General features: G+C 35.7%; 20 protein-coding genes and 1 other RNA gene. 10 read left to right on the top strand and 11 right to left on the bottom strand.

From position 1 onward, the window contains the following. Window positions 1–14 precede the first annotated feature (14 nt). The 3 genes from WEEVI_RS02985 to glmM all read right to left on the bottom strand — a co-directional run bounded on the left by WEEVI_RS02985 (window position 15) and on the right by glmM (window position 3,483). A complete protein-coding gene (locus WEEVI_RS02985) occupies window positions 15–596 on the bottom strand; it encodes an acyl carrier protein phosphodiesterase (RefSeq protein ID WP_013597702.1) in 582 nt (193 codons plus the stop codon). Between the two features lie 75 nt (window positions 597–671). After that, window positions 672–2,039, bottom strand: coding sequence for a tetratricopeptide repeat protein (locus WEEVI_RS02980; RefSeq protein ID WP_013597701.1), 1,368 nt, complete (start codon window positions 2,037–2,039; stop codon window positions 672–674). Window positions 2,040–2,100: 61 nt separating this feature from the next. Next, on the bottom strand, window positions 2,101–3,483 hold the full coding sequence (gene glmM, locus WEEVI_RS02975) for a phosphoglucosamine mutase (protein ID WP_013597700.1): 1,383 nt from the start codon (window positions 3,481–3,483) through the stop codon (window positions 2,101–2,103). A 184-nt stretch (window positions 3,484–3,667) separates the two neighbouring features. Here glmM and WEEVI_RS02970 point away from each other — a divergent pair, with 184 nt between their 5' ends. Then, window positions 3,668–3,916 carry a GlsB/YeaQ/YmgE family stress response membrane protein gene (locus tag WEEVI_RS02970; protein ID WP_041942243.1) on the top strand — a complete coding sequence of 83 codons (249 nt, stop codon included), beginning with the start codon at window positions 3,668–3,670 and terminating at the stop codon, window positions 3,914–3,916. Between the two features lie 74 nt (window positions 3,917–3,990). On the opposite strand, the gene WEEVI_RS02965 is transcribed toward WEEVI_RS02970, so the two are convergent. Further along, on the bottom strand, window positions 3,991–4,374 hold the full coding sequence (locus WEEVI_RS02965; protein ID WP_013597698.1) for a PUR family DNA/RNA-binding protein: 384 nt from the start codon (window positions 4,372–4,374) through the stop codon (window positions 3,991–3,993). Between the two features lie 83 nt (window positions 4,375–4,457). Continuing rightward, complete coding sequence (locus WEEVI_RS02960) at window positions 4,458–6,218, bottom strand: ABC transporter ATP-binding protein (protein ID WP_013597697.1); 1,761 nt, start codon at window positions 6,216–6,218, stop codon at window positions 4,458–4,460. A gap of 61 nt (window positions 6,219–6,279) precedes the next feature. Between WEEVI_RS02960 and nusB the strand changes: the two genes are divergently transcribed. From nusB to yajC, 3 genes are read left to right on the top strand one after another with little or no spacing between them, the layout of a single operon-like run. Continuing rightward, complete coding sequence (gene nusB / locus WEEVI_RS02955; RefSeq protein WP_041942048.1) at window positions 6,280–7,233, top strand: transcription antitermination factor NusB; 954 nt, start codon at window positions 6,280–6,282, stop codon at window positions 7,231–7,233. 32 nt (window positions 7,234–7,265) lie between these two features. Further along, the gene (locus WEEVI_RS02950) at window positions 7,266–7,718 is read left to right on the top strand and encodes a DUF1573 domain-containing protein (protein WP_013597695.1); all 453 of its coding nucleotides are present in this window, start codon (window positions 7,266–7,268) and stop codon (window positions 7,716–7,718) included. A 29-nt stretch (window positions 7,719–7,747) separates the two neighbouring features. Next, on the top strand, window positions 7,748–8,065 hold the full coding sequence (yajC, locus tag WEEVI_RS02945; protein WP_013597694.1) for a preprotein translocase subunit YajC: 318 nt from the start codon (window positions 7,748–7,750) through the stop codon (window positions 8,063–8,065). A gap of 63 nt (window positions 8,066–8,128) precedes the next feature. Here the strand turns inward: yajC and WEEVI_RS02940 are convergent, their stop codons facing one another. The 4 genes from WEEVI_RS02940 to ffs form a co-directional block, all read right to left on the bottom strand. After that, on the bottom strand, window positions 8,129–8,671 hold the full coding sequence (locus tag WEEVI_RS02940) for a TPM domain-containing protein (RefSeq protein ID WP_013597693.1): 543 nt from the start codon (window positions 8,669–8,671) through the stop codon (window positions 8,129–8,131). A gap of 57 nt (window positions 8,672–8,728) precedes the next feature. Then, entirely contained in the window at window positions 8,729–10,588 is a 1,860-nt protein-coding gene (yidC, locus tag WEEVI_RS02935) for a membrane protein insertase YidC (RefSeq protein ID WP_013597692.1), read from the bottom strand. Next, a complete protein-coding gene (gene pyrG, locus WEEVI_RS02930) occupies window positions 10,566–12,215 on the bottom strand; it encodes a CTP synthase (RefSeq protein ID WP_013597691.1) in 1,650 nt (549 codons plus the stop codon). Before pyrG ends, yidC begins: the two co-directional genes overlap by 23 nt. Before the next feature lie 75 nt (window positions 12,216–12,290). Continuing rightward, window positions 12,291–12,389, bottom strand: an RNA gene (ffs, locus tag WEEVI_RS11050) — signal recognition particle sRNA small type. A gap of 425 nt (window positions 12,390–12,814) precedes the next feature. Here ffs and WEEVI_RS02925 point away from each other — a divergent pair. The 4 genes from WEEVI_RS02925 to WEEVI_RS02910 are packed head-to-tail and all read left to right on the top strand — an operon-like array spanning window position 12,815 to window position 16,785. Continuing rightward, entirely contained in the window at window positions 12,815–13,381 is a 567-nt protein-coding gene (locus WEEVI_RS02925; protein WP_013597690.1) for a DUF4199 family protein, read from the top strand. A 1-nt stretch (window position 13,382) separates the two neighbouring features. After that, the gene (locus WEEVI_RS02920) at window positions 13,383–14,345 is read left to right on the top strand and encodes a glycosyltransferase family 2 protein (protein WP_013597689.1); all 963 of its coding nucleotides are present in this window, start codon (window positions 13,383–13,385) and stop codon (window positions 14,343–14,345) included. Between the two features lie 10 nt (window positions 14,346–14,355). Continuing rightward, entirely contained in the window at window positions 14,356–15,063 is a 708-nt protein-coding gene (locus tag WEEVI_RS02915; RefSeq protein WP_168160793.1) for a GIN domain-containing protein, read from the top strand. Between the two features lie 6 nt (window positions 15,064–15,069). Further along, a complete protein-coding gene (locus tag WEEVI_RS02910) occupies window positions 15,070–16,785 on the top strand; it encodes a phospho-sugar mutase (protein WP_013597687.1) in 1,716 nt (571 codons plus the stop codon). A gap of 57 nt (window positions 16,786–16,842) precedes the next feature. On the opposite strand, the gene WEEVI_RS02905 is transcribed toward WEEVI_RS02910, so the two are convergent. Both WEEVI_RS02905 and crcB read right to left on the bottom strand, forming a co-directional pair. Further along, window positions 16,843–19,674 (bottom strand): M16 family metallopeptidase, encoded by a 2,832-nt coding sequence (locus WEEVI_RS02905; RefSeq protein ID WP_013597686.1) that lies wholly within the window; start codon window positions 19,672–19,674, stop codon window positions 16,843–16,845. Then, window positions 19,671–20,042, bottom strand: coding sequence for a fluoride efflux transporter CrcB (gene crcB / locus WEEVI_RS02900; protein WP_013597685.1), 372 nt, complete (start codon window positions 20,040–20,042; stop codon window positions 19,671–19,673). The genes WEEVI_RS02905 and crcB overlap by 4 nt, the downstream gene beginning before the upstream one ends. Before the next feature lie 248 nt (window positions 20,043–20,290). Between crcB and WEEVI_RS02895 the strand changes: the two genes are divergently transcribed. Continuing rightward, a complete protein-coding gene (locus WEEVI_RS02895) occupies window positions 20,291–20,971 on the top strand; it encodes an ABC transporter ATP-binding protein (RefSeq protein ID WP_041942047.1) in 681 nt (226 codons plus the stop codon). A gap of 76 nt (window positions 20,972–21,047) precedes the next feature. Beyond that, the gene (locus WEEVI_RS02890) at window positions 21,048–21,806 is read left to right on the top strand and encodes a TIGR02757 family protein (RefSeq protein WP_013597683.1); all 759 of its coding nucleotides are present in this window, start codon (window positions 21,048–21,050) and stop codon (window positions 21,804–21,806) included. Window positions 21,807–21,823: the final 17 nt, after the last annotated feature.

Here is a 21,823-nt window from a genome sequence, read left to right as displayed (position 1 = left end):
AAGGAAATTTGATGTTATCTAAAAAGAAATCTTCGGCAATTCTGTTCTAATTGTGGATAAAAAGAAAAAAAATTTCTTTCTAGCTCTGGTAAATGTTGTCGAAGAATTGGTAGGGAGTTAGCCAAACGATTCTCGAACTTTGTTCGCTTGCCAATATTGCGCAAGGTAAGTGCAACACCTTCTAGTGTAGTGTAGTTCTCGAACCAATCATGTAAAAGTAAATGGTAGATAATGTATTGTAATTTTGGTGGGAAGATTTGTTCTGATGTTTTGAATAATTGATAACAATTTTTTTTGAAGCTCTTAAAAGGTTGTGTAACAAATGTCTCCCAATGTTGAATCAAGAAATAGTCAAAAATAACATCAATTACAATAGGAGAAAATTTCCCTTGATCGGCATGCAAAAGGGCAGTACTCTCTTTCACAATAGGGTGTGCGTCGGTAAATGTGTCTATTTGCCGATGCAATAATATCCCTTTTTGTAAGTTGGGTGAGTATTGCTGATATTGATTTCCTTTTACTACCTCACCCAATAGATTTCCTAGCTGAAGATTCGGGTCGCCGAATGATAAAACTTGATGTGCTATGTAGTTCATTAGTTAGGTGATTTGCATGACCACAAGTTACGATTTCGCCACAAGTTTATCGAATTTAAAAGCGTTGAAAATGTGTTATTCTTCGAATAAAAAGCTTGTTCTATTAAAAAGAATAGGATATTTTTTATACATCTCGACCTTGAGGGATTCGTCTAGTCGTACTGCAAGTTGAAAAGCATTTAGACCTTTTTCTTCCTCATTCAATAAATAATAGCAATTACTTAGCTGATACAACAATTCGGCACGATTGAAGTGTACCAGTCCTTTATGGATGGTTTCTACAGCACGAGAATAATCACCAATCGCAATCAGGGTCTCTACCATGCCCAACCAATTGTAGAGATTTAGGGGGTCATGCTCGGTTAAGAACTGATAGTCTTGTATGGCTTCTTCGTACTGGCCAAGTTGAATGTTGAGATAGGCATGTCTTTTTCTATAATCAGAAACGTTGGCATCCAAATCTAGTGCACGATCTAGGTAATACATTGCGTCTTGATAATTTCCTAAACTCTCGTACAAATCAGAAGTGCAAATCCAAGCTTTTTCTAATTGTGGATCATCATGAATAGCTTTGTGGAAAGCCTGAAGTGCTTTGAATGGTTGTTTTAATTTCTTGTAACATTCCCCAATTTTGATGTAGGTAAAAGCCGCTGTATCATCCAAAGGTAAAATTTCTTGGTATTCTAGAATAGCCGCTGTATAATCTTGTAATTGCTCGAAGCAAAATGCTTTCTGGTTATAGCCTGAAATGTTTTGCGGATTGATGATTGTAACAAAATCGAATGCCCGAAGGGCTTCTTGGTATTTTTTCTGACTTGAATAAAGTGTACCCAATTGATACCATGCATTTTCGTTGTATGGATCTTGATCAATAATATGGTTGAGAAACTCTATGCATTCATTGGTTTGATGAAGCTCTTCGTAGCATTGTATGGCCGAGTAGAAAGCAAATTCGTTTTGTGGATTTTCGTCCAATGATTTTTTAAAATACACCAACGCAGAACTCAAAGCATCTAAATGGAGGTATTCGCTCCCAATGCAATTATAAATATAATCAAGCTCTTCATCCCACATCAAAGCTTTTTGGTAGAATTGGATTGCTAACTTTGGGTTGTTTTTCAGGCTCCAATATTTAGCCACTGCCAAAAGATAGTCCAAATCATTTTGAGCCAAATCTCTTAGTTTTCTTATTATTTCTGTAGCAGCAACCAATTCGTCGATATATATATAGTACTCTAACTCTTTTATCTGTATATTGGTATTGTCTGGATACAATTGATAGGCATATTCTAAGGCCTTCTGTGCATATTCGTAATCACCAATTTCTAGATAAAAAGCAATAATCTCACACATTTGCTCCGAATCGAAAAAAATAGTATCATTGTTTTCGAGCATCGATTCAAATTGGTCTACGTAATCATTATTCATTAATTCATCATCCATATACGAAAGTTAGTGATATTATTTGATAAAATTAAGGTTCTATTCTCTAGTTTATAACTTTCTATACAATATGTTTTATTTTTTCTATAACAGAATCGGCCAAAGCTTCTGCTTTTTCTTGCGAAGTACTCTCGGTATAGATTCGGATAATCGGTTCTGTATTCGATTTTCTTAGGTGAATCCACTCATCGTCAAAATCAATTTTTACTCCATCTATGGTATTGATATTGGTGTCTTTATAATGGTTTTGGATGTTTTCTAAAATTTGATCAACATCGACTTCAGGGGTCAATTCGATTTTCTTTTTGGCCATATAATAAGCCGGATAAGTATCTCTAAGTTCTTTTACTTTTTTATTTTGTTCTGCTAAATGTGTCAAGAAAAGTGCAATCCCGACCAATGAGTCACGGCCATAATGCAACTCTGGATAAATAATTCCACCATTTCCTTCACCGCCAATTTTCGCATTCAATTCTTTCATTTTTTCTACCACGTTTACTTCACCCACTGCAGAAGGCTCATAAATTTGGCCATATTTTTTAGCAATGTCACTCAAAGCACGCGAAGAAGAAAGATTTGAAACCGTTGCAGAAGGAGTTTTGCTCAATACATAGTCGGCAACAGCTACCAGGGTGTATTCTTCACCAAACATAGAGCCGTCTTCATTGATTAGTGCCAAGCGGTCTACATCGGGATCTACAACAATGCCGAAATCTGCTTTTTCTTCCACTACTTTTTTAGAGATATCGGTAAGATGTTCTTTTAGAGGTTCTGGATTGTGTGGGAAATGGCCGTTCGGCTCGCAATATAATTTTATATACGATACTCCTAATTGATCCAACAATTTGGGGATAGCAATTCCTCCGGTAGAATTTACAGCATCTATCACCACTTTGAAATTTTTTGCTTGTATGGCTTCTTTGTTTACCAAAGGTAAAGCCAAAATCATTTCAATATGTTCGTCAATTGCGGTTGTATAGCTTTTATATTGGCCAAGATCATCCACCTTCGCAAACTGAAAAGCTTCTTTTTCGGCAAGGTCTAAAATTTTTTGCCCTTCTGCTGCAGAAATGAATTCTCCTTGTTCATTGAGGAGTTTCAGTGCATTCCATTCTTTTGGGTTATGAGAAGCGGTTAAGATTATCCCTCCATCTGCATCTAGTTTTGGTACCATAACCTCTACCGTAGGAGTGGTCGATAAGCCTAAATCGATTACATGTATGCCTAACCCAATCAAGGTGTTGGATACCAATTGACTTATCATTTCGCCCGAAATACGGGCATCTCGACCAATCACCACCGATAAAGATTGTTTCGTTTTATTTTCTCTTAGCCAAGTACCATAGGCAGCTGCAAACTTCACTGCATCGATAGGTGTAAGGTTGTTGCCAGGTTCGCCACCAATAGTGCCGCGTATACCAGATATAGATTTTATTAAAGCCATTCGTATAGTTTGTTTTTTTATTAACCAAGGCAAAGTTACGCTATAATATTGAGTTTTGGAGAAATGTTAAAATTTTAAGTTTTATTTATCTTTTTCTTTTTAGGTATGTTTTTTGTTAAACTGATAATATAAACTTTAAAAAAATAAAAATATGTTAATTTCAACTTTGATTTTTGGCTTTATCATGAATATTATTTCATGGGCTATTTTCGGATTAATTGCGGGTGTAATTGCTAAAATGATATCTCCAGGTAAAGACCCAGGAGGATTTTTCGTAACTATAATAATTGGGATCTTAGGTTCTATTTTGGGCGGATGGATAGCTTCTTTCTTTTTTACGCTCGACGAAAGTAAATGGTCTTTCCAGGGGTTTCTTGTTGCAATTCTAGGTGCAGTGCTATTGCTTTTTATCTATAAAAAAATAGCGAAATAAACCAAGCTTATAGCATAAAAAAAGCCGTGAATAATAAACAATTTCACGGCTTTTTTTGTCGATAAAGTTTATGATTAAATGTCTTCGAACTCGAGATCTGTGAAATCGTTTGTTACCCCATTACTTTGGTCGTTCGAGAACTCTTTTTTCGGATTGAAATCGTTTTGATGTTTTTCAGAAATTACAACTTCACCTTTTTCTTTTAGAATATAGGCGGTAGTTTCGTTTAACAATTCTTTGAAATTGGTAAAATCTTCTTTATACAAATAAATCTTGTGTTTTTTGTATTGGATGTTTCCATCGTCTAAAGTATTCTTTTTACTCTCGGTTATGGTGAGATAATAATCGCCTGCCTTGGTCTCTCTTACATCGAAAAAATACGTTCGGCGTCCTGCTCGTAGTACCTTGGAAAATATCCCATCTGTATCTACACTTTCATATTTTTCAAATTCGCTCATGTGTTAAAGGTAATTTATTTTTTAATACTTTGTTAACAAAACTAAATAAATTTTAACTAAAAGCAAGGGTTTCTAAAAATAATTTAGGTTTCTTTGAGTTGCTCTCTATATAGGATAGAAAAATAATTATCACTTTTCATTAAATTCGATGGTGTGTCGAACTCTTCAACCTGCCCATCATTCAAGACTAAAACCTCGTTGGCATTTTTGGCCGATGAAATTCTATGAGTAATAATAATGGCTGTTTTGGACTCGATTTCGGTTTCTAAATTTGTGAGAATTTGTTCTTCTGTTTCAGTGTCAACAGCAGAAAGAGCATCATCGAAAATAAGAATCTGAGGGTTTTTTACCAAAGCTCTTGCAATAGAGATACGTTGTTTTTGCCCACCCGAAAGTGTGACGCCGCGCTCTCCAACAACCGTTTGATAAGCTTCTTTGAAACCCATAATGTTATCGTGCACCACAGCTTGTTTGGCATAATGTATTGCTTTCTCTTGGTCTTGTTCATCACTCCCAAATAGAATATTGTTTTGGATAGTATCCGAAAATAAAAAGGATTCTTGAGGGACAAACCCAATAGCTTCTCTCAAGTCGTATAAGTTGAATGAATCCAAAGGTTTGCCATCCAGAAGAATTTCACCTGATGTTGGTTGCAACAAACGAGCAATCAGTAAAGCAATGGTCGATTTTCCCGAACCTGTTTTGCCAATAATCGCTAAGGTTTCTCCTTTTTTTAGTTTGAAGGAAACACTGTCGAGAGCTTTGATACCTGTATTTTCATAGATATAACTGACATTTCGGAACTCGATTTCTCCTTTGATTGGTGTAGGCTCTTGGGTATGATTTACTATTTCTGATTCTTGATCAAGAAACTCATTGATTCTTGCCATCGAGGCTTCCGCACGCTGCACAATCATCGTTACCCAACCCAAAGATGTAAATGGCCAAATCAACATGTTGAGGTACATGAAAAATTGTCCGATTACACCAATGCTTAGCGTTCCGTCCATGTATTTCTTTCCGCCTAGATATAAAATCACTAGATTGCTAAGCCCTACAATAATAATCATTAACGGACCAAAAGCTGCCTGAATTTGTGCTAAAGAAAGTGCTTTATCTTGGTATAAATCAGAGCTTAATTCGTATTTTTTCTTGATAAAATTCTCGGTGTTGAAAGACTTGATGATTCGTATTCCGGCAAAGGTATCTTGTACAGAAGAAGAAATAAGCGATTGTTGTGCTTGCAGTATTTTACTTCTTTTATTGATCCGAAGTGCAACTTGGTAAATCAATAAAGATAAAATAGGTAAAGGTGCCAGGGTGTATAGGGTAAGGTCTCGATCGATTTGCAACATAAAGAAAAACAAAATGAACGTGCGAGAAAGTAAATCGATTGGGTACATAATTCCCGGCCCTAAATATTGTCGTACGAGCGAAACATCTTCGGTGATACGGTTCATTAAATCGCCTGTTTTATTTTTCTTATAGAAGGTGAGCGATAGGTTCTGATAATGCTGGAAGATAACATTTTTCAGGTCGTACTCTATCAATCTCGAAGTGGCAATAATCATTTGTCGCGTTCCGATGGTTAATATACCGGCCAAAATCTTCAAACCAATAAAAGCCAAGACTGTCCATAAAAGACCTTGCTTGAGGGTTTCAATATCGAGGTTACCCTTCTCTATAAAGTTGGTCAATAACTCTTGTACAGAGTTCAGAGCTTTCCCAATATAATTGATTGAAAATACATTGACATAGTTGGAACAAATGATGAGAAAAAAACCAATAATGAGTTTCCATTTATAGTTCCACAAGAATTTATTTAATTTCTGTAACGCTTTCACTAGACAAAATTACAATTTTACGTACCTTTGCCAAAATTTAGGACGTTATATCATTGAAATTATGTTGGGAAGAAGACAACTTCGAGAAAAAGTAATGCAAGCAATCTATGCGTACAATAGTCAAGGGTCTGATAGTGATGTTCGTATCATCGAGAAAAATATGATGAAAGGCATCGATCAGATATACGATTTATACCTTTACCTTCTTAATACTATTTTGATACTGAAAGACATTGCACTCGAGAAAATCGAGATAGGTAAAACCAAAAACTTCCCAACACAGGAAGACTTACACCCGAATATGAAGTTTGTCGAAAACAAAGTTTTTCATATTTTATCGATAAATAATGAGTTGAACGACTATGTAAGTAAGAACAAACAAATTAGTTGGGATATTTATGATTCGTACCCCAATAATATTTACAAGTCGTTGATAAAAAGTGATTTGTATGTAGATTATATGAAGAGTGAAATACACTCTTTAGATGAGGACAAAGCATTTATTACACAATTTTTCGTGAATTTTATTGCCGATAACGAAGGTCTGCACGATTGGTTCGAGGAGCAACACATCAATTGGGTAGATGATATTCATATTGCGAATACGATGGTGTATAATACGATACAATCTTTTACAACAAAAAGTGGAGAAAATATCAAGCTTTTCAAAGTGTATAAAGACGAGGAAGATCAAAAGTTTGCACAAGATTTATTTCGATTAACGGTGAAGCATCAATCTCAAAACAAAGAATTCATTGGTCAGATGGCCGAAAACTGGGAGTTGGATAGGATTGCTGCTGTTGATTTGATTATTTTAGAGATGGCAATTACCGAGTTTAAACATTTTCCAAGTATCCCTACCAAAGTTACGATCAATGAATACATCGAATTGGCGAAGAATTATTCAACCGAAAAAAGTAGAATTTTCGTGAATGGAATTTTAGACAAAGCTTTGAGAAAACTAACCGACTCTAATCAGGTAAATAAATTCGGGAGAGGATTATTTGAAAAATAATTTTAAGTATATTTGAAGAAATAATAAAAAGTATGAAAAAAAATAGACTCTTCTTATTGGGTGCTTTAGCTATAACAACAGCTTTTACAGCTTGTAAAAAAGAAAGTGCCACAGATGTGTATACTGAGCAGGAAAAAACAGAAATTGCCGAAAATGTGGTGGATCCAGAAAATGCACCAGTTTTGGTATTGAGCGAATCGAACTTCAATTATGGCGATGTGAAAATGAATGAATCCAAAGATCATTATTTCGTTATCACCAACGAAGGGAAATCTCCACTAGTGATAAAAGACGCGCGTGCAACTTGTGGTTGTACAGTGCCAGAGTGGCCGAAAGAACCTATACCTGCAGGCGGTAAAGATTCGATCAAAGTTCAGTTTACTGCAGGAACTGTTCTAGGAAACACACAGAAAAAAGTAAGTCTTACGACAAATACAGCTCAAGGTTTAGAGGAGTTTACGATTTCTGCAAACGTTGTAGAATAAGCAACTAAAAAATAAAAAAAATAATACGAATGACTTCATCAATTTTTTTACAAGCAGGCGCTGAAGGAGGAGGATGGGGAACATTGCTGCTTTTTGGTGGAATGTTCATCATAATGTACTTCTTTATGATTCGTCCGACTATGCAAAGACAAAAAAAAGAAAAACTATTTCAAGACGAGGTAAAAGTCGGTGATCAGGTGGTAACGACCTCTGGGATTCATGGTAGAATAGGACAATTGTCTGATGACCATTTTATCCTAGAAACTGGTGCAGGGAAAATAAAAATGGAGCGTACCGCAATCTCAAAAGAGTTGACAACTGCACGTTACAAAACTATAGAAAAATAAACTAGTTCAATAGCTTCTAAAATGTAAAAGGTGAAAACCATTGCGGTTTTCACCTTTTACATTTTAGAAGGTTGATTTTTGTCGAGCCATAATCAGTTTATTTATAGCCTTGTCAAAACCATCGTAAAGCTTATTTTGGGGCAGAGCATCTTGTAATAGATTTTCTGTGATTTTTTCTTTTATCGAGTCTTGGATAAAATTTTCACTTGTAGAGCCTACTTCTATTTTCACTTCTTTTTGGGCAAGATTCACAATAATAAAGATAGTATTGTCAATTTCTTTTTTAGTCATATCCCATTGTTCGCCAAGGTTTTTTGCAAAATCGTCTATCGAAGAATATTGATAATAGCTAGGTATGGTGACCAAAATAATACGATTGTAGGTAAGATTATCGTAACGTTGAAGTTTATCCTGCAATTTGTTTTTTTCGGTAACAGAGAAAATAGAATCAAAATCGTTTACATAACCAACCGGTTTCGGAAAACCATCTTTGGGTTTATTTCTTTCGATGATTTTGGTATATGCCAACTCTTTTTCATCAATCGAAGGGCGACATCCAAACCATAAAACAGTGCAAAACAATAAACCGTATCTTAAATATTTCATATAAAAAAAGCCTTATTCAAAGATAAGGCTTCTTGTGTTGTTATGGTGTAAGATGAATTATCTTTTATTGTTTTTCTTCATTCGCTCTTGTTCGGCTTGCATTTCTTGTGCTTTTTTCATCATTTCTTGCATGCGTTGGCTAAACTTGCTTGTTTTCATAGGTTTAGCTTTGTTTTCTTGTATCATTGCATGGATTTTATCTTCTTTGATCATTACGTTTTTGATATAAAGAACAATGAAAATATTAATCACATTCGATACCAAATAATACCAAGAAAGACCAGAAGCGTAATTATTTAAGAATACGAAGAAGAAAATAGGCATTATATACATCATGTATTTCATGAATTGCATATTGGGCATCCCTTCTTGCTGTGGCATATTGTTGAAGTTATCCATCGAACCAGATACTTTGAAATAGACCATCATCGCAACGATATATAAAAGAGCAAAAATACTCAAGTGTCCGTTGAGGAATGGGATACTTGCTGGTATCTGAATAACCGAATCGAAGGCGGTTAAATCTTCAGCAAACCAAAAAGGTTCTCCTCGCAAGTCGATTACGTTCGGAAAGAATCGGAACAAAGCATAGAAAATCGGAATCTGCAATAAAGCTGGTAAACAACCTGCAAGTGGATTAACCCCTGCTTTGCGATAAATTTCCATGGTGGCTTGCTGCTTTTTCATTGCATCTTTCGGATCTTTGAATTTTTCATTGAGTTCATTGAGTTCAGGACGCAAAACTTTCATCATTGCACTTTGTCTGTACTGCTTGTACATAATCGGTGATAGAACTAATTTTACTACGATGGTCATCAAGAATATTGCCCATCCGTATGGAACAATTTTTGCCAAAGATTGGAATATAAATAAGAAAAAATATTTATTCAACCATCCTAAGAATCCCCAACCATACGATACAATTTTTTCGAATCCTTTATCATTGTATTTTTTCAGATTATTAAAGTCTAGTGGAACAAAATCCCATGATAAATGTTGATTGATTTCACCAGATTTTATTTCGATTGGTGCGCTAAAATTAAATCCTTTGTTGTATTTGCTTTTTCCGATTTCGTAATTTATCGAACCACCATTGGTGTTTTTCAATCCCCCATCAAAGGATAGAATAGAAGCGAAAAATTGTTGCTTAAAGGCAATCCAATCAATACTTTCTTTTTCTTCCCATTTATCGGCACCAAAAAGTTCATATTCTACGCTATTTTTACCCGAGAGTTTGAAATATGTATGCGACCAATAATGCTCTTGATCTTTACCTTTTTCTAAACTAAATGCATCCAAATTCCAGTTAAGTGCAATGTTTTTGTCATGCGTTACTCGGTGCAATCCTTGTGACCGTATCTGGAAATCTAATCCATATTTATCATCAAAAGAGTAGATATAATGCAATTGCCCGGCACCAATTTGGGCGGTCATCGTAAGAACTTTAGTCGACCCTTTTTGTTCTTGTTTCGGGCTGAAAATTAGTTCTTTCGTATTAATGGTTTTTCCATTGATATCTTTAAAGCTTAAATTAAACTGGCTATTGCCATCTTTCACTAAATAGAGTGGTTGTGCATCAACGCCTTTTAGTGAATCGAATGCTAAATGCTCTTTTAATTGTACTAAGCCAATTTGTCCACCTCTACCGTTAACCTGAATTTTTACGTGCTCATTTTCGAAGGTAACATTCTCCTCCTTTACCACTTGTTGTGTAGCGAGGGAGTCGGTAGGGAATTGAGCAATATCTTTTTGGGTTCCCTTGTTTTTTTCAGTAGCTTCTTTGGCTAGTAACTCCTGTTTTTGCCTAGCCAATTCTTCTTCAGAGGGCTTGGTCATCCAGAAGTAAACACCAAATAATATGGCGATTAATACAAAGCCGATGAGCTGATTAAAGTCAAAGTTTCTCTCCTTTTGCATTGATTTTTTCGTTTAATGAGTGATTAAGGGTTGCCTCGATAAATTGTATAAATAATGGATGAGGTGAGTCAACCGTACTTTTGTATTCCGGGTGAAATTGCACACCCATGTAAAATGGATGTTGGTCTAGTTCTAATATTTCTACCAGTTCTGTTTCAGGATTAATTCCTGTTGGGATAAAGTTGTTTTGTTCGAACTCTTCTTTGAAATCGTTATTGAACTCGTAACGATGACGATGACGCTCTTTGATCAATTGGCTTTTGTATATAGAGGCAGCTTTAGAACCTTCGATCAATTCGCATACCCAACTTCCTAGACGCATTGTACCACCTTTTTCGGTAACATTTTTTTGGGCATCCATAAGAGAGATAACAGGGTGAGGTGTTTGGGTATCCATTTCGGTAGAATCTGCTTTTTCATAGCCTAAAACATTACGCGCAAATTCTATCGCCATGATCTGCATCCCTAAACAAATCCCTAAGGTTGGGATACGATTTCGGCGAGCATAATTGGCTGCGATAATTTTGCCATTAATACCGCGATCCCCAAAACCAGGAGCAATCAATATGCCGTGTACACCTTTTAGTTCATCGGCCACATTGCTTTCGGTAAGATCGCCAGAATAAACCCAACGAACTTTTACTTTTGTGTCTAGTGTTGCACCAGCATGTGTAAAAGCTTCTGTGATTGATTTGTAGGAGTCGTGGAGGGTTACATATTTTCCTACCAAAGCAATTTCGATTTCGTTTTTTGGGTGTAGTGAGCGTTCTAAGAAGGTTTTCCAAAGTGTAAAATCGGGTTGTTGATTATAAGGTAAATCTAGTCCTTTGAGAACGACTTCGTCAAATTGTTGCTCATGCAATAAGAAAGGAACGCCATAGATGGATTCGGCATCCATACATTCGATTACATTTTCTTTTTTCACATTGCAGAATTGTGCCAATTTCGCTTTTACGTCTTTTGGTAAATGATGTTCGGTGCGCGTAACCAATACATCTGCTCGGATGCCACTTTCCATCAAAGTACGAACAGAGTGTTGGGTAGGTTTGGTTTTCAATTCGCCAGAAGCAGATAGATAAGGAACTAATGTGAGGTGAATCACTATAGAATTTTTCTCCCCTAATTCCCAAATCAGTTGGCGAACGGTTTCTATATAAGGTAACGACTCTATGTCGCCTACAGTTCCTCCGATTTCGGTAATAATGATGTCGTAATCTCCTGTATTGCCAAGAAGTTTTATTCTTCTTTTTATTTCATTGGTAATATGTGGGACAACCTGAACAGTTTTACCTAAATAATCTCCACGACGTTCTTTTTCTATTACGGTTTGGTACACACGACCAGTAGTTACGCTATTGGCTTGTGAAGTAGCTCGATTGAGAAAACGTTCGTAGTGTCCGAGATCGAGGTCGGTTTCTGCTCCGTCTTCGGTTACATAGCATTCACCATGCTCGTACGGATTCAGTGTGCCTGGATCGACGTTAATATAAGGGTCTAATTTTTGGATTGTTACACGATAGCCACGTGCTTGTAGCAACATTCCAAGGGAAGATGCGACAATTCCTTTCCCTAGGGAAGAGGTAACGCCACCTGTTACAAAGATAAATTTTGGTGTATTTTTTTCCATTGAATTCAAAACAATGGACGCAAAATTACGAATAAAAATAAGGGGAAAAAAATTGTTGAGAGGAATTTAAAAAAAAAGTGGCAAGCGACCTACATCACACCGCTACAACCGTTTACCTTTGCTACGTTCCCGTCCTGGAGGATTCAACAGGAGCTGGTTGTGTAGGACTTGCCGATGCAAATATATGCTTATTTTTTTATAACAGAAAATCAATTCGCTAAAAACATGTTCAATCCTTTGTAATTTGTTGATTGTTAGTTGGTAATTTTTTTCTTGTTTCGTGTGTTATGGGTGAATATACCTAGCTTATTAAAAAAAAAGTGTATGCAAATACAAAGATAATACTCTGCATTTTCTCAATCTTTACTACTTTCGATGAAAAATCTCTATCCAAAAATTGTTTGGCTGGATTATAATGAAGTTTTTCTTGATCATGCATTCTTTTTAGGTTGTGTAACAGATCAATCGATTATGAATAAATAAAAAACAAAAAATAGGTAGAAATGCTAGAATCTTATTATAAAATTCAGAATATAAAAGTAAAGGATAGTTAGTATAAATATACATTTTTTTCAAACGAGTTTCGTTATCTTTGTCAGATGAATCAATTGTCAACTTTTATTAAAGATGCCGTGATTTTAGTCGCTGCAACTTTGGTTATTTTTTTCGGATATTATATGATTTTCAGCACGAATGGGTCCATTACTGCAAAATCTTTTTACAAAACCTCTATCTTTCTCAACGCCTTTGTTTTGGTGCCTTTATATGGAGGTTATGCTTTTTACAAGGTCTTTACTTACTCTAAGAGAAAAGCCAAAACCGCTACAGAAATAGAGCATTTAATGACCTTTAGAGAAGGATTGAGAGAAGGGTTTTTACCCTTATTCTTGGGTGGAAGTGTTAGTCTAATAATTATTTTCATTTTTATGAATACATCTGGTCTATGGCTACAAGATGTCCTTAAAGATGGTTTTATGGATACTTTTTCCGATAACAATGAAGCAAGTATCAAAGAAGATATCCAAAAATTACGAGAAGACGAAAGTGTGATGGGCGTTAATTTATTCTCTTTTCGTAACTTCTTTGCCTTCTACCCCTTAGTTTTATTGTATTACATAATGATTTCGGCCTTTTTTGCTCAATTTCTAAAAAAACGTATCTATTAAAATGAAGCTTTCGATTGTCATTCCGTTGCTCAATGAGCAAGATTCTTTAGAAGAACTATTCAGTCGTATAAAAAAAATATGTCAACAATACGACTACTCATTCGAGGTGATTTTTGTTGATGACGGGAGTACGGATGATTCTTGGCAGGTAATTGAGTATTTATCAAAATTCAACCTAGAAATAAGAGCCATTCGTTTCCGAAAAAATTATGGAAAATCTCAAGCGTTAAGTGCAGCTTTTGCAATAGCAAAAGGCGAAGTTGTCATTACGATGGATGCTGATCTACAAGATTTCCCCGAAGAAATCCCAAATCTTTATTCCATGTTGATTAATAAAAATGCAGACATTGTCTCGGGTTGGAAGCAAAAAAGAAAAGATCCCAAACTAACGAAAAATCTACCCTCGAAGTTATTCAATTGGGTGGCAAGAAAAACCTCTGGAGTCGAGTTACATGACTTCAATTGCGGCCTGAAAGCCTATAAAAGTGAAGTTGCAAAGAACCTTGAACTCTATGGGGATATGCACCGATACATTCCTGTTTTGGCCAAAAATAATGGCTACAATGTAATCTTAGAAAAACAAGTACGGCACCAGGCAAGGAAATACGGTTATTCTAAATTTGGCGCAAGTCGTTTCGTGAATGGCTTTCTAGACTTGATAACATTATCATTTGTTTCGAAATTTGGGAATCGACCAATGCATATTTTCGGCCTTTTGGGTACGTTAATGTTTCTATTAGGATTTTTATTTTCGATGTATTTAGGCTTTGATAAGCTTATAAAAGTTTATATACGAGAAAAACCAGCCCGCTTAATAACCGATAATCCTTTTTTTTATATTTCTTTGACAACGATGGTTTTAGGAACTCAGCTATTTTTGGCAGCGTTTTTGGGAGAACTCATCGTAAGAAAAAAAACAGACAAAACATTGTATTCGATAAAGGATCAAATCAATGTCTATTAAATTAAACATTATGAAAAAAATATATGTACTTTCTGTGGCAAGCTTGCTTTTTGCATCATGTCAATCGAATATAGATGGAGAAGGTCCATCCAACCAAAAAATTGTTTCGAAAAATGTAGAAACTATACAGTCACTAGAAGCAAACTGTAATTGCGAATTAACCTTGATACCTGGAACTGAAAATAAAGTAGAGGTAGAAAGTCATCAAAATATTCTCGATAACTTTACCATAGAAGCCAAAGGTAAAACCTTGTTACTCAGTGAGAAAATTCCAGTGGATAAATACAACAATTACCAAGTTTTTGTTTATGTAACTAGGGATTTTAAAAACTTAGAAATAAAAGGTTTAACCAGTGCTAAAGTAGTCGGAACATTGAATGCAGACAATCTGGCAATCTCGTTAAAAGATCAAGCAAAGTTAAGTGAAATCTATCTAATAACGAATGATTTTGATTTGAAAGCACAAAATCAAACTCAAGTAGACCTAAGAGGAACAGCAGTCAATCTGAATTTGAAAGCCTATGATCAGGCAAACCTAAACTTAACAAATTTCGAAGTAAATGATACCAAATTTGTAGTGGAAAATAATGCACAAATCATTATAAACTCTAGAAACTCTTTGGTAGGAGATGCCAAAGGGACCGCTGTTGTAGAATATATAGGAAACCCAAGAAAAGACACCAAAATTGCTGATCAAGCGCAAGTAATAAAAAAATAGTACAACATGAAAACAAGCTTAGAAAAAGCACAGCAATGGTTAACAGACGTGTATGATGAAAAAACACGCCAAGAAGTAAAAAGACTAATCGAACAAGATCCAAAAGAAATGGATGACTCTTTTTACAAGGATTTGGAATTTGGTACTGGAGGAATGCGCGGAATAATGGGTGTAGGAACCAATCGACTCAATAAATACACGTTGGGTGCTGCAACACAAGGTTTGGCAAACTATATCAAAGAACAATTCCCATCCGAAGAAAAATCTGTGGCAATAGCCTATGACGTACGACACAACTCCGATACATTTGCAAGAATCGTAGCCGACATCCTAACCGCAAATGGCATAAAAGTTTATCTGTTCGATAACTTTCGGCCGACTCCAGAATTGTCGTTTGCTGTACGACATTTGCATTGTAATGCAGGGATAGTTCTCACGGCCTCGCATAATCCGCCAAACTACAACGGATACAAGGTGTATTGGAATGATGGTGGACAGATTGTACCACCACATGATAAAGCTATTATAGAAAAGGTACAAACTGTAGAAGTTGGAGATATCAACTTTTCTGGAAATGACGAGCTGTTAACGTTTATCGGAGAAGAAGTTGATCGCGCTTTTATCGAAGCTGCCGTAGAAAATGTACGTTTTAATGATCAAGGAAAAGAAAATATAAAAATTGTTTTCACCACGATTCACGGAACCTCAATTGCCATCACGCCAAAAGCATTTGATAAAGCAGGCTTCAAACAATTTCATTTAGTCGAAGAACAAAAAGAACCGAATGGCGATTTCCCGACCGTGAAGTCTCCCAACCCAGAAGAACCCGAAGCACTCTCTATGGCTCTTGATTTGGCCGAAAAAATCGGGGCAGATTTAGTAATCGGTACCGATCCCGATGCTGATAGATTAGGAGTTGCTATTAGAGATTTAAACGGGAAAATGATCTTACTCAACGGTAATCAGACCAATACATTGCTAACTTATTATTTGCTAGAACAATGGCAAAAAGATGGTAAGATTACTGGAAAAGAATTCATTGGTTCGACGATTGTAACCTCGGATATCTTTTTCCCGATGGCAGAAAAATTCGGAGTAGATTGTAAAGTCGGACTAACGGGCTTTAAATGGATTGCAGACATGATTCGCCAAGAAGAAGGTAAACAGAAATTTATCGGTGGAGGAGAAGAGTCTTTTGGTTTTATGGTAGGGGATTTTGTTCGCGATAAAGACTCGGTAACCTCTTCTTTGTTGATTGCCGAAATTGCTGCTGTAGAAAAAGCTAAAGGTCGATCATTGTATCAAAAACTAATCGACATTTATGTAGAGTTGGGCGCTTATCAAGAAGACTTGATCTCGTTAGTGAAACCCGGTAAAGAAGGGGCAGAAACGATCCAAAAAATGATGCTGACTTTCAGAGAAAATCCGCCCAAAGAAATAGCAGGTTCTGCAGTAATCAAAATTAATGATTATCAAACCTCTGTTTCTCGAAATCTAATCACAAATAAAGAAGAGCATTTGTCAATACCAAAATCTAATGTATTGATATTCTATACCGAAAATGGCAGCAAGGTAGCTTGTCGGCCTTCGGGGACAGAGCCGAAAATTAAGTTCTATTTTTCGGTTCATCATCCGTTAGATTCTGCAGATCAATACGAAGTAGTAAAGAAAGATTTGTTGGCGAAAATAAAAGTTCTAAAAGACGATTTCACCAAGTTGTAATCTAATTTTCAACAGAAAAAATATCGTTCGAATCTATTGATACGAACGATATTTTTTTTAGAAATTAAACAGTTCTTCGATTGATTTTTCTTCTACCGAAAGTCCCAATTCCTCTAAACGTGGTACTACTTCTTCACGTTTTCCCATAATTGCAAGATTCTGATTTTTGGGAACAATATGTTGCTGATAAAAAATATCAAAATCTTCGATACTCATTCTTTCTATGGTTGATAAGATTTCTTTTCGGTAATCGAAAGAGATTCCTTTGTCTTTCATCGACATCCAATAAAAGAAAATATCTGCTTGTTGATATCGTTTACTCGATATGCTTTTGATTATTGATGTCTTTGCAGCCTGAAACTGAATTTTGGCGTTTGGCATTTTGTTTAGAATCGTATTCATACTTTTTATTGCATCCACCATCTTGTCGGGTTGTGTTCCGATCGAAGCCGTAACATAACTGTAATCTTGGCATGTGTTCCCGGTTTCGTAATAGGCTCGTGCCGAGTACGCTAGCGATTTGGCTTCTCGTATTTCTTGGAAAACTATAGACGAGAGTCCGCTGCCTATCAACTCATTGAACATCATAGCGTAAGCAATTTTTTTCGGATCGAATAAATCATCACGGCTAACGAAATTTAGGTCGGTTTGGACCATCTCATACGGTACGAAATAAATCGTGCCGTTGCTTGCATCTTGTGAAAAAATACGCTTTGCCGGAGTTTGTTTTACGCTAGGATGAATTTGTTGTAGGAGTAGTCTTTTTACATGGTTTCTATTAGATCCATACACAAAAATTTCTTTGGGACAAGCAGTGAAATGATGAAGACATTGCTCGAAATCTTCTCGTTCAAGTGTATGGATTTTGTTGGTTTTGTACATGTTTCGCTGCCGGTTATTCGGGCCATATTTCGCCCACATATACAATGCATTGTTGATCTTGGAACGATTTTGCATCGCGTTTTCACGATTTTTTATCAATTGAGATTTATATTCTTCCACCCTCTCTTGATCAAAGGTAAAATGGTACAGTAACTCATCGAATAAATGTAGTGCTTTTTCGAGGTTTTCTTCTAGACAGTTGATCGATAAAATAGAACGTTCGTTACCTGCCTGAAAATTAAAATCGACACCATATTTGTAGCATGTTTTTTTAAATTCTTCTGGTGAATAGTTTTTTGTTCCAGCAAAACTCAACATTCCTAAAGAAAAATTCAATAAACTGTCATGGTCTTGTCCTGCCTCGAAAATATAATACACTTGGACCATTTCATTATGTGGATTTTGGATGTGATAAAAAGGGAAATGAGCAATTTTATCCTTTTTAATCATTTGATCAAAATCGATGAATTGTGGTTCTATTGGTTTACTTTTTTTCTTTTTGAAGCTGCTAAAGAATTCAGATTCTTCTTTTCTGTTTATTTCAATTGGTGTGATGTTGGGGCTTTCGACATAGTTCAGCGTATTGTTTTCGCCTTCTCGTTTGTAAATCGTTACGCGGTATTGATAGTTTTTTTTGACAAACTCCATTAACTCTTCTTTTGTGATTTTTTGCATCACCTCCAATTCGTTTACTACATTTTCCCATGCTTGGTCGTTGATAAAAGAACGGTAAAGAGTACTCCCTAGAGAGCTTGGTTTTAGCCAATTTTTCACCCTCGATTTTTTATAATCATTGACAACAGCCTGTAATAACCACTGGTCGAAATTTCCGTTTTTGATGTTTTCTATTTCATCAAGAATCAATTTTTCTACCTCTTCTAAACTTTGGCCTGTTTTGGGCGAACCAGCAAAAAGATGCAAAGAATAATCTCTAAAAATACTGTTCCCGCTACCGACTGTTTGTGCTTTTTGTTGTTGGTTTATGTTGAGATCCATCAGACCGGCAATACTGTTATTGAGCAAAACGTCGAGTAATTTGAGGTAAGGAATATCGGTAGAATTTGCACCGTTGAGACGGAAAGAGAATTGTACACGTTCGGCCGAAGGGCTATGAACATCTTGAGAAATATTTCGAGTCATCGGTTTTTCTTTTGCTCGATATTGTTGTGGCACAGAACGGGTTGGTAATTGTCCAAAAGTTGCCTTTATCGCTTCGATGGTTGGTTCGTACTCTAAATCTCCTACCATGATGATTGCCATGTTGTTGGCTACATAATATTGATGAAAATACTCTTTGATCGCACGCATCGAAGGATTTTTTAGATCTTCAGGGTTTCCTAAAACGGTTTGTGTTCCATATTTCGAATCTGGAAATTGAAGTTTCATTAAAGTGTTGAAAATCAAACGTCCATCATTGTCTTGGCTTCGGTTGTATTCTTCATACACGGTTTCTAATTCCGTATGAAAAAGACGAAGTGCGATTTCAGAAAAACGACAAAATTCTAAGTCGAGCCATTTTTTTAGTTCATTTTTCGGAATCGTATTGTAATAGACCGTTTCATCATAAGCAGTATGCGCATTGACTTGTGATGCACCAATGATCGAGGTAAATTTGTCGTATTCATTTGGGACAACCAATTTAGATGCTTCATATGAAAGACGATCAATTTCTTGATAAATTTCTTTCTTTGCAGCTAAATCTTTGGTGTTTCTGTGTGCTTCGAAAAGTTCTTCTAATTGGTCTAAATATTTTTTTTCTTGTTCCCAATCCAAAGCACCAATTTTAGAATTTCCTTTGAACATCATATGTTCGAAATAGTGCGCCAATCCGGTTGTAGTTTCAGGATCGTTATTCGAACCTGTTTTTACTGCGATATAGGTTTGGATTTTGGGTTCGTTTTCATTTCTACTCAAATACACTTTTAGACCATTCTCTAAAGTATAGATCCGAGTTTTTGTGGGGTCATTTTCTACAGATTGAAAAGGGGTAATAGTATCGTTTATCATAAATAAGAGGCAATTTTTGCGCCTAGAAAACTAAGCGAAATCCCACCCAATAGACTAGATAGGATATATATAGCAAATATAGAATATTGATTTTTTTCTAATAAAACAATACTTTCTAAACTGAAGGTAGAGAAAGTGGTAAAGCCACCGCAAAAACCAGCAATCAACAACCAACTGAAAATTGTTGGGGTAGGATATTTCGTAAAGTATGTAAAAAGAACTCCGATCAAAAAGCATCCAATAAGATTAACAATTAGTGTTCCTGTTGGGAAATCCTTGTGCCAAAATTGTATCATGTACTTAGACAATACAAAACGCAAAACAGATCCGATTCCTCCGCCTATAAAAATATAAAAAAAGGTTTTCATGTCAAGATAGTATGTTTGTTTAGTGCTTTTTGCAATTGTCGGATAACTAGATGCGTGTTTTTGTGGTTGGGCAAGGTAAATCTTCCTATTATTTCAACGAATAAATTCATCGCGTTTTGTCGTTAGAATTAGGAAACTCATCTTTGGTTGTTGGGGCATGTTTTTAATTTTTAGCTAAATTAGATAAATACTATCAATTGTAATGCTTTCCGTTGCATTATTAAAAAACAATAATGTATTTTTACAGCATGATAAAAGCGGTTAACATTCATAAGAAATATCAGGATTTAGAAGTTCTCAAAGGAGTAACAATCGATATAATGCCAAAAGAAATTGTATCTATTGTAGGGGCTTCTGGTGCAGGGAAAACAACTTTGTTGCAGATTCTTGGGACTTTAGAAAAACCATCTAATCCGGTTGCGAATGCTACTACTGTTTTAATAAAAGGGGAGGATATTACAAAACTCTCGGATGTGGAGTTGTCAAAATTTCGTAATGAGAATATTGGTTTTATTTTTCAGTTTCATCAACTTTTACCAGAGTTTACAGCACTAGAAAATGTAATGATTCCGGCTTTTATACGAAAGACTCCTCGAACCGAAGCAGAAAAACATGCCAAAGAATTATTATCGATGTTGGGGCTATCGCATAGATTTAGTCATAAACCCAATCAACTTTCTGGTGGTGAACAACAAAGAGTTGCCGTTGCTAGAGCGTTAATTAATAATCCTTCAGTGGTTTTTGCAGACGAACCTTCGGGGAACTTAGATTCTAAAAATGCCGATGAACTACATCACTTGTTTTTTAAGTTACGAAACGAATTGGATCAGACTTTTGTCATCGTTACCCACAACGAAGAATTGGCCAATATGACCGATCGTAAACTAGAGATACAAGATGGTTTGTTGGTAAAAGAAACTGTACATTAATCTACACTAGAAAATATTTTTTCTGCCCAGAAAATTGAGGCAAACAATCCTTCTCTTATTTTCTTATCTTTGTAAGATGACAGATCTAAAGGATTTTTTAGAGGAAAAAGTTCAGCAATACAATACGCTAGATTTTATACAAACAGATCCTATACAAATTCCGCATCGGTATTCACAGAAAGAAGATATAGAAATTGCAGGTTTTCTAACGGCAACTATTGCATGGGGAAAACGACAAATGATTATTAGAAATGCCGATAAAATGATGCAATTGATGGGTAATTCTCCGTATGATTTTGTGATGAGTTTCTCGGCGAATAATTTGGATAAGATGCAAGGTTTTGTGCACAGAACATTCAATAGCGATGATTTGCAATTCTTCATGAAATCTCTTCGCAACATTTATCAACAACACGGTGGTTTGGAGACAGTGTTTTCTCAATACCAAACTTCAACATCGATGCAAGAAGCTATTTCTGCTTTTAGAAATATTTTTTTCGAGATCGATCATTTGCCTCGAACCAAGAAACATATTTCTGATCCGATGAAAAACTCCTCTGCAAAAAGACTCAACATGATGCTTAGATGGTTTGTACGTAGAGATCCACAAGGAGTAGATTTGGGTATTTGGCAAACGATCCCAACCGCTATTCTGTCATGTCCGCTCGACGTTCATTCTGGTAATGTAGCACGAAAACTTGGACTTTTGACTCGAAAACAAAATGATGCAAAAGCCCTAAAAGAGTTGGATGAAGCATTGAGAATAATGGATCCAAAAGATCCAGTAAAATATGATTATGCACTTTTTGGTCTGGGTGTTTTTGAAGGATTTTAGAAACAATTTGCTACAGA

The sequence above is a fragment of the Weeksella virosa DSM 16922 genome (assembly GCF_000189415.1).
In the GTDB taxonomy this organism is placed as follows: domain Bacteria; phylum Bacteroidota; class Bacteroidia; order Flavobacteriales; family Weeksellaceae; genus Weeksella; species Weeksella virosa.
This window is presented reverse-complemented; position numbering and strand designations above follow the sequence as displayed.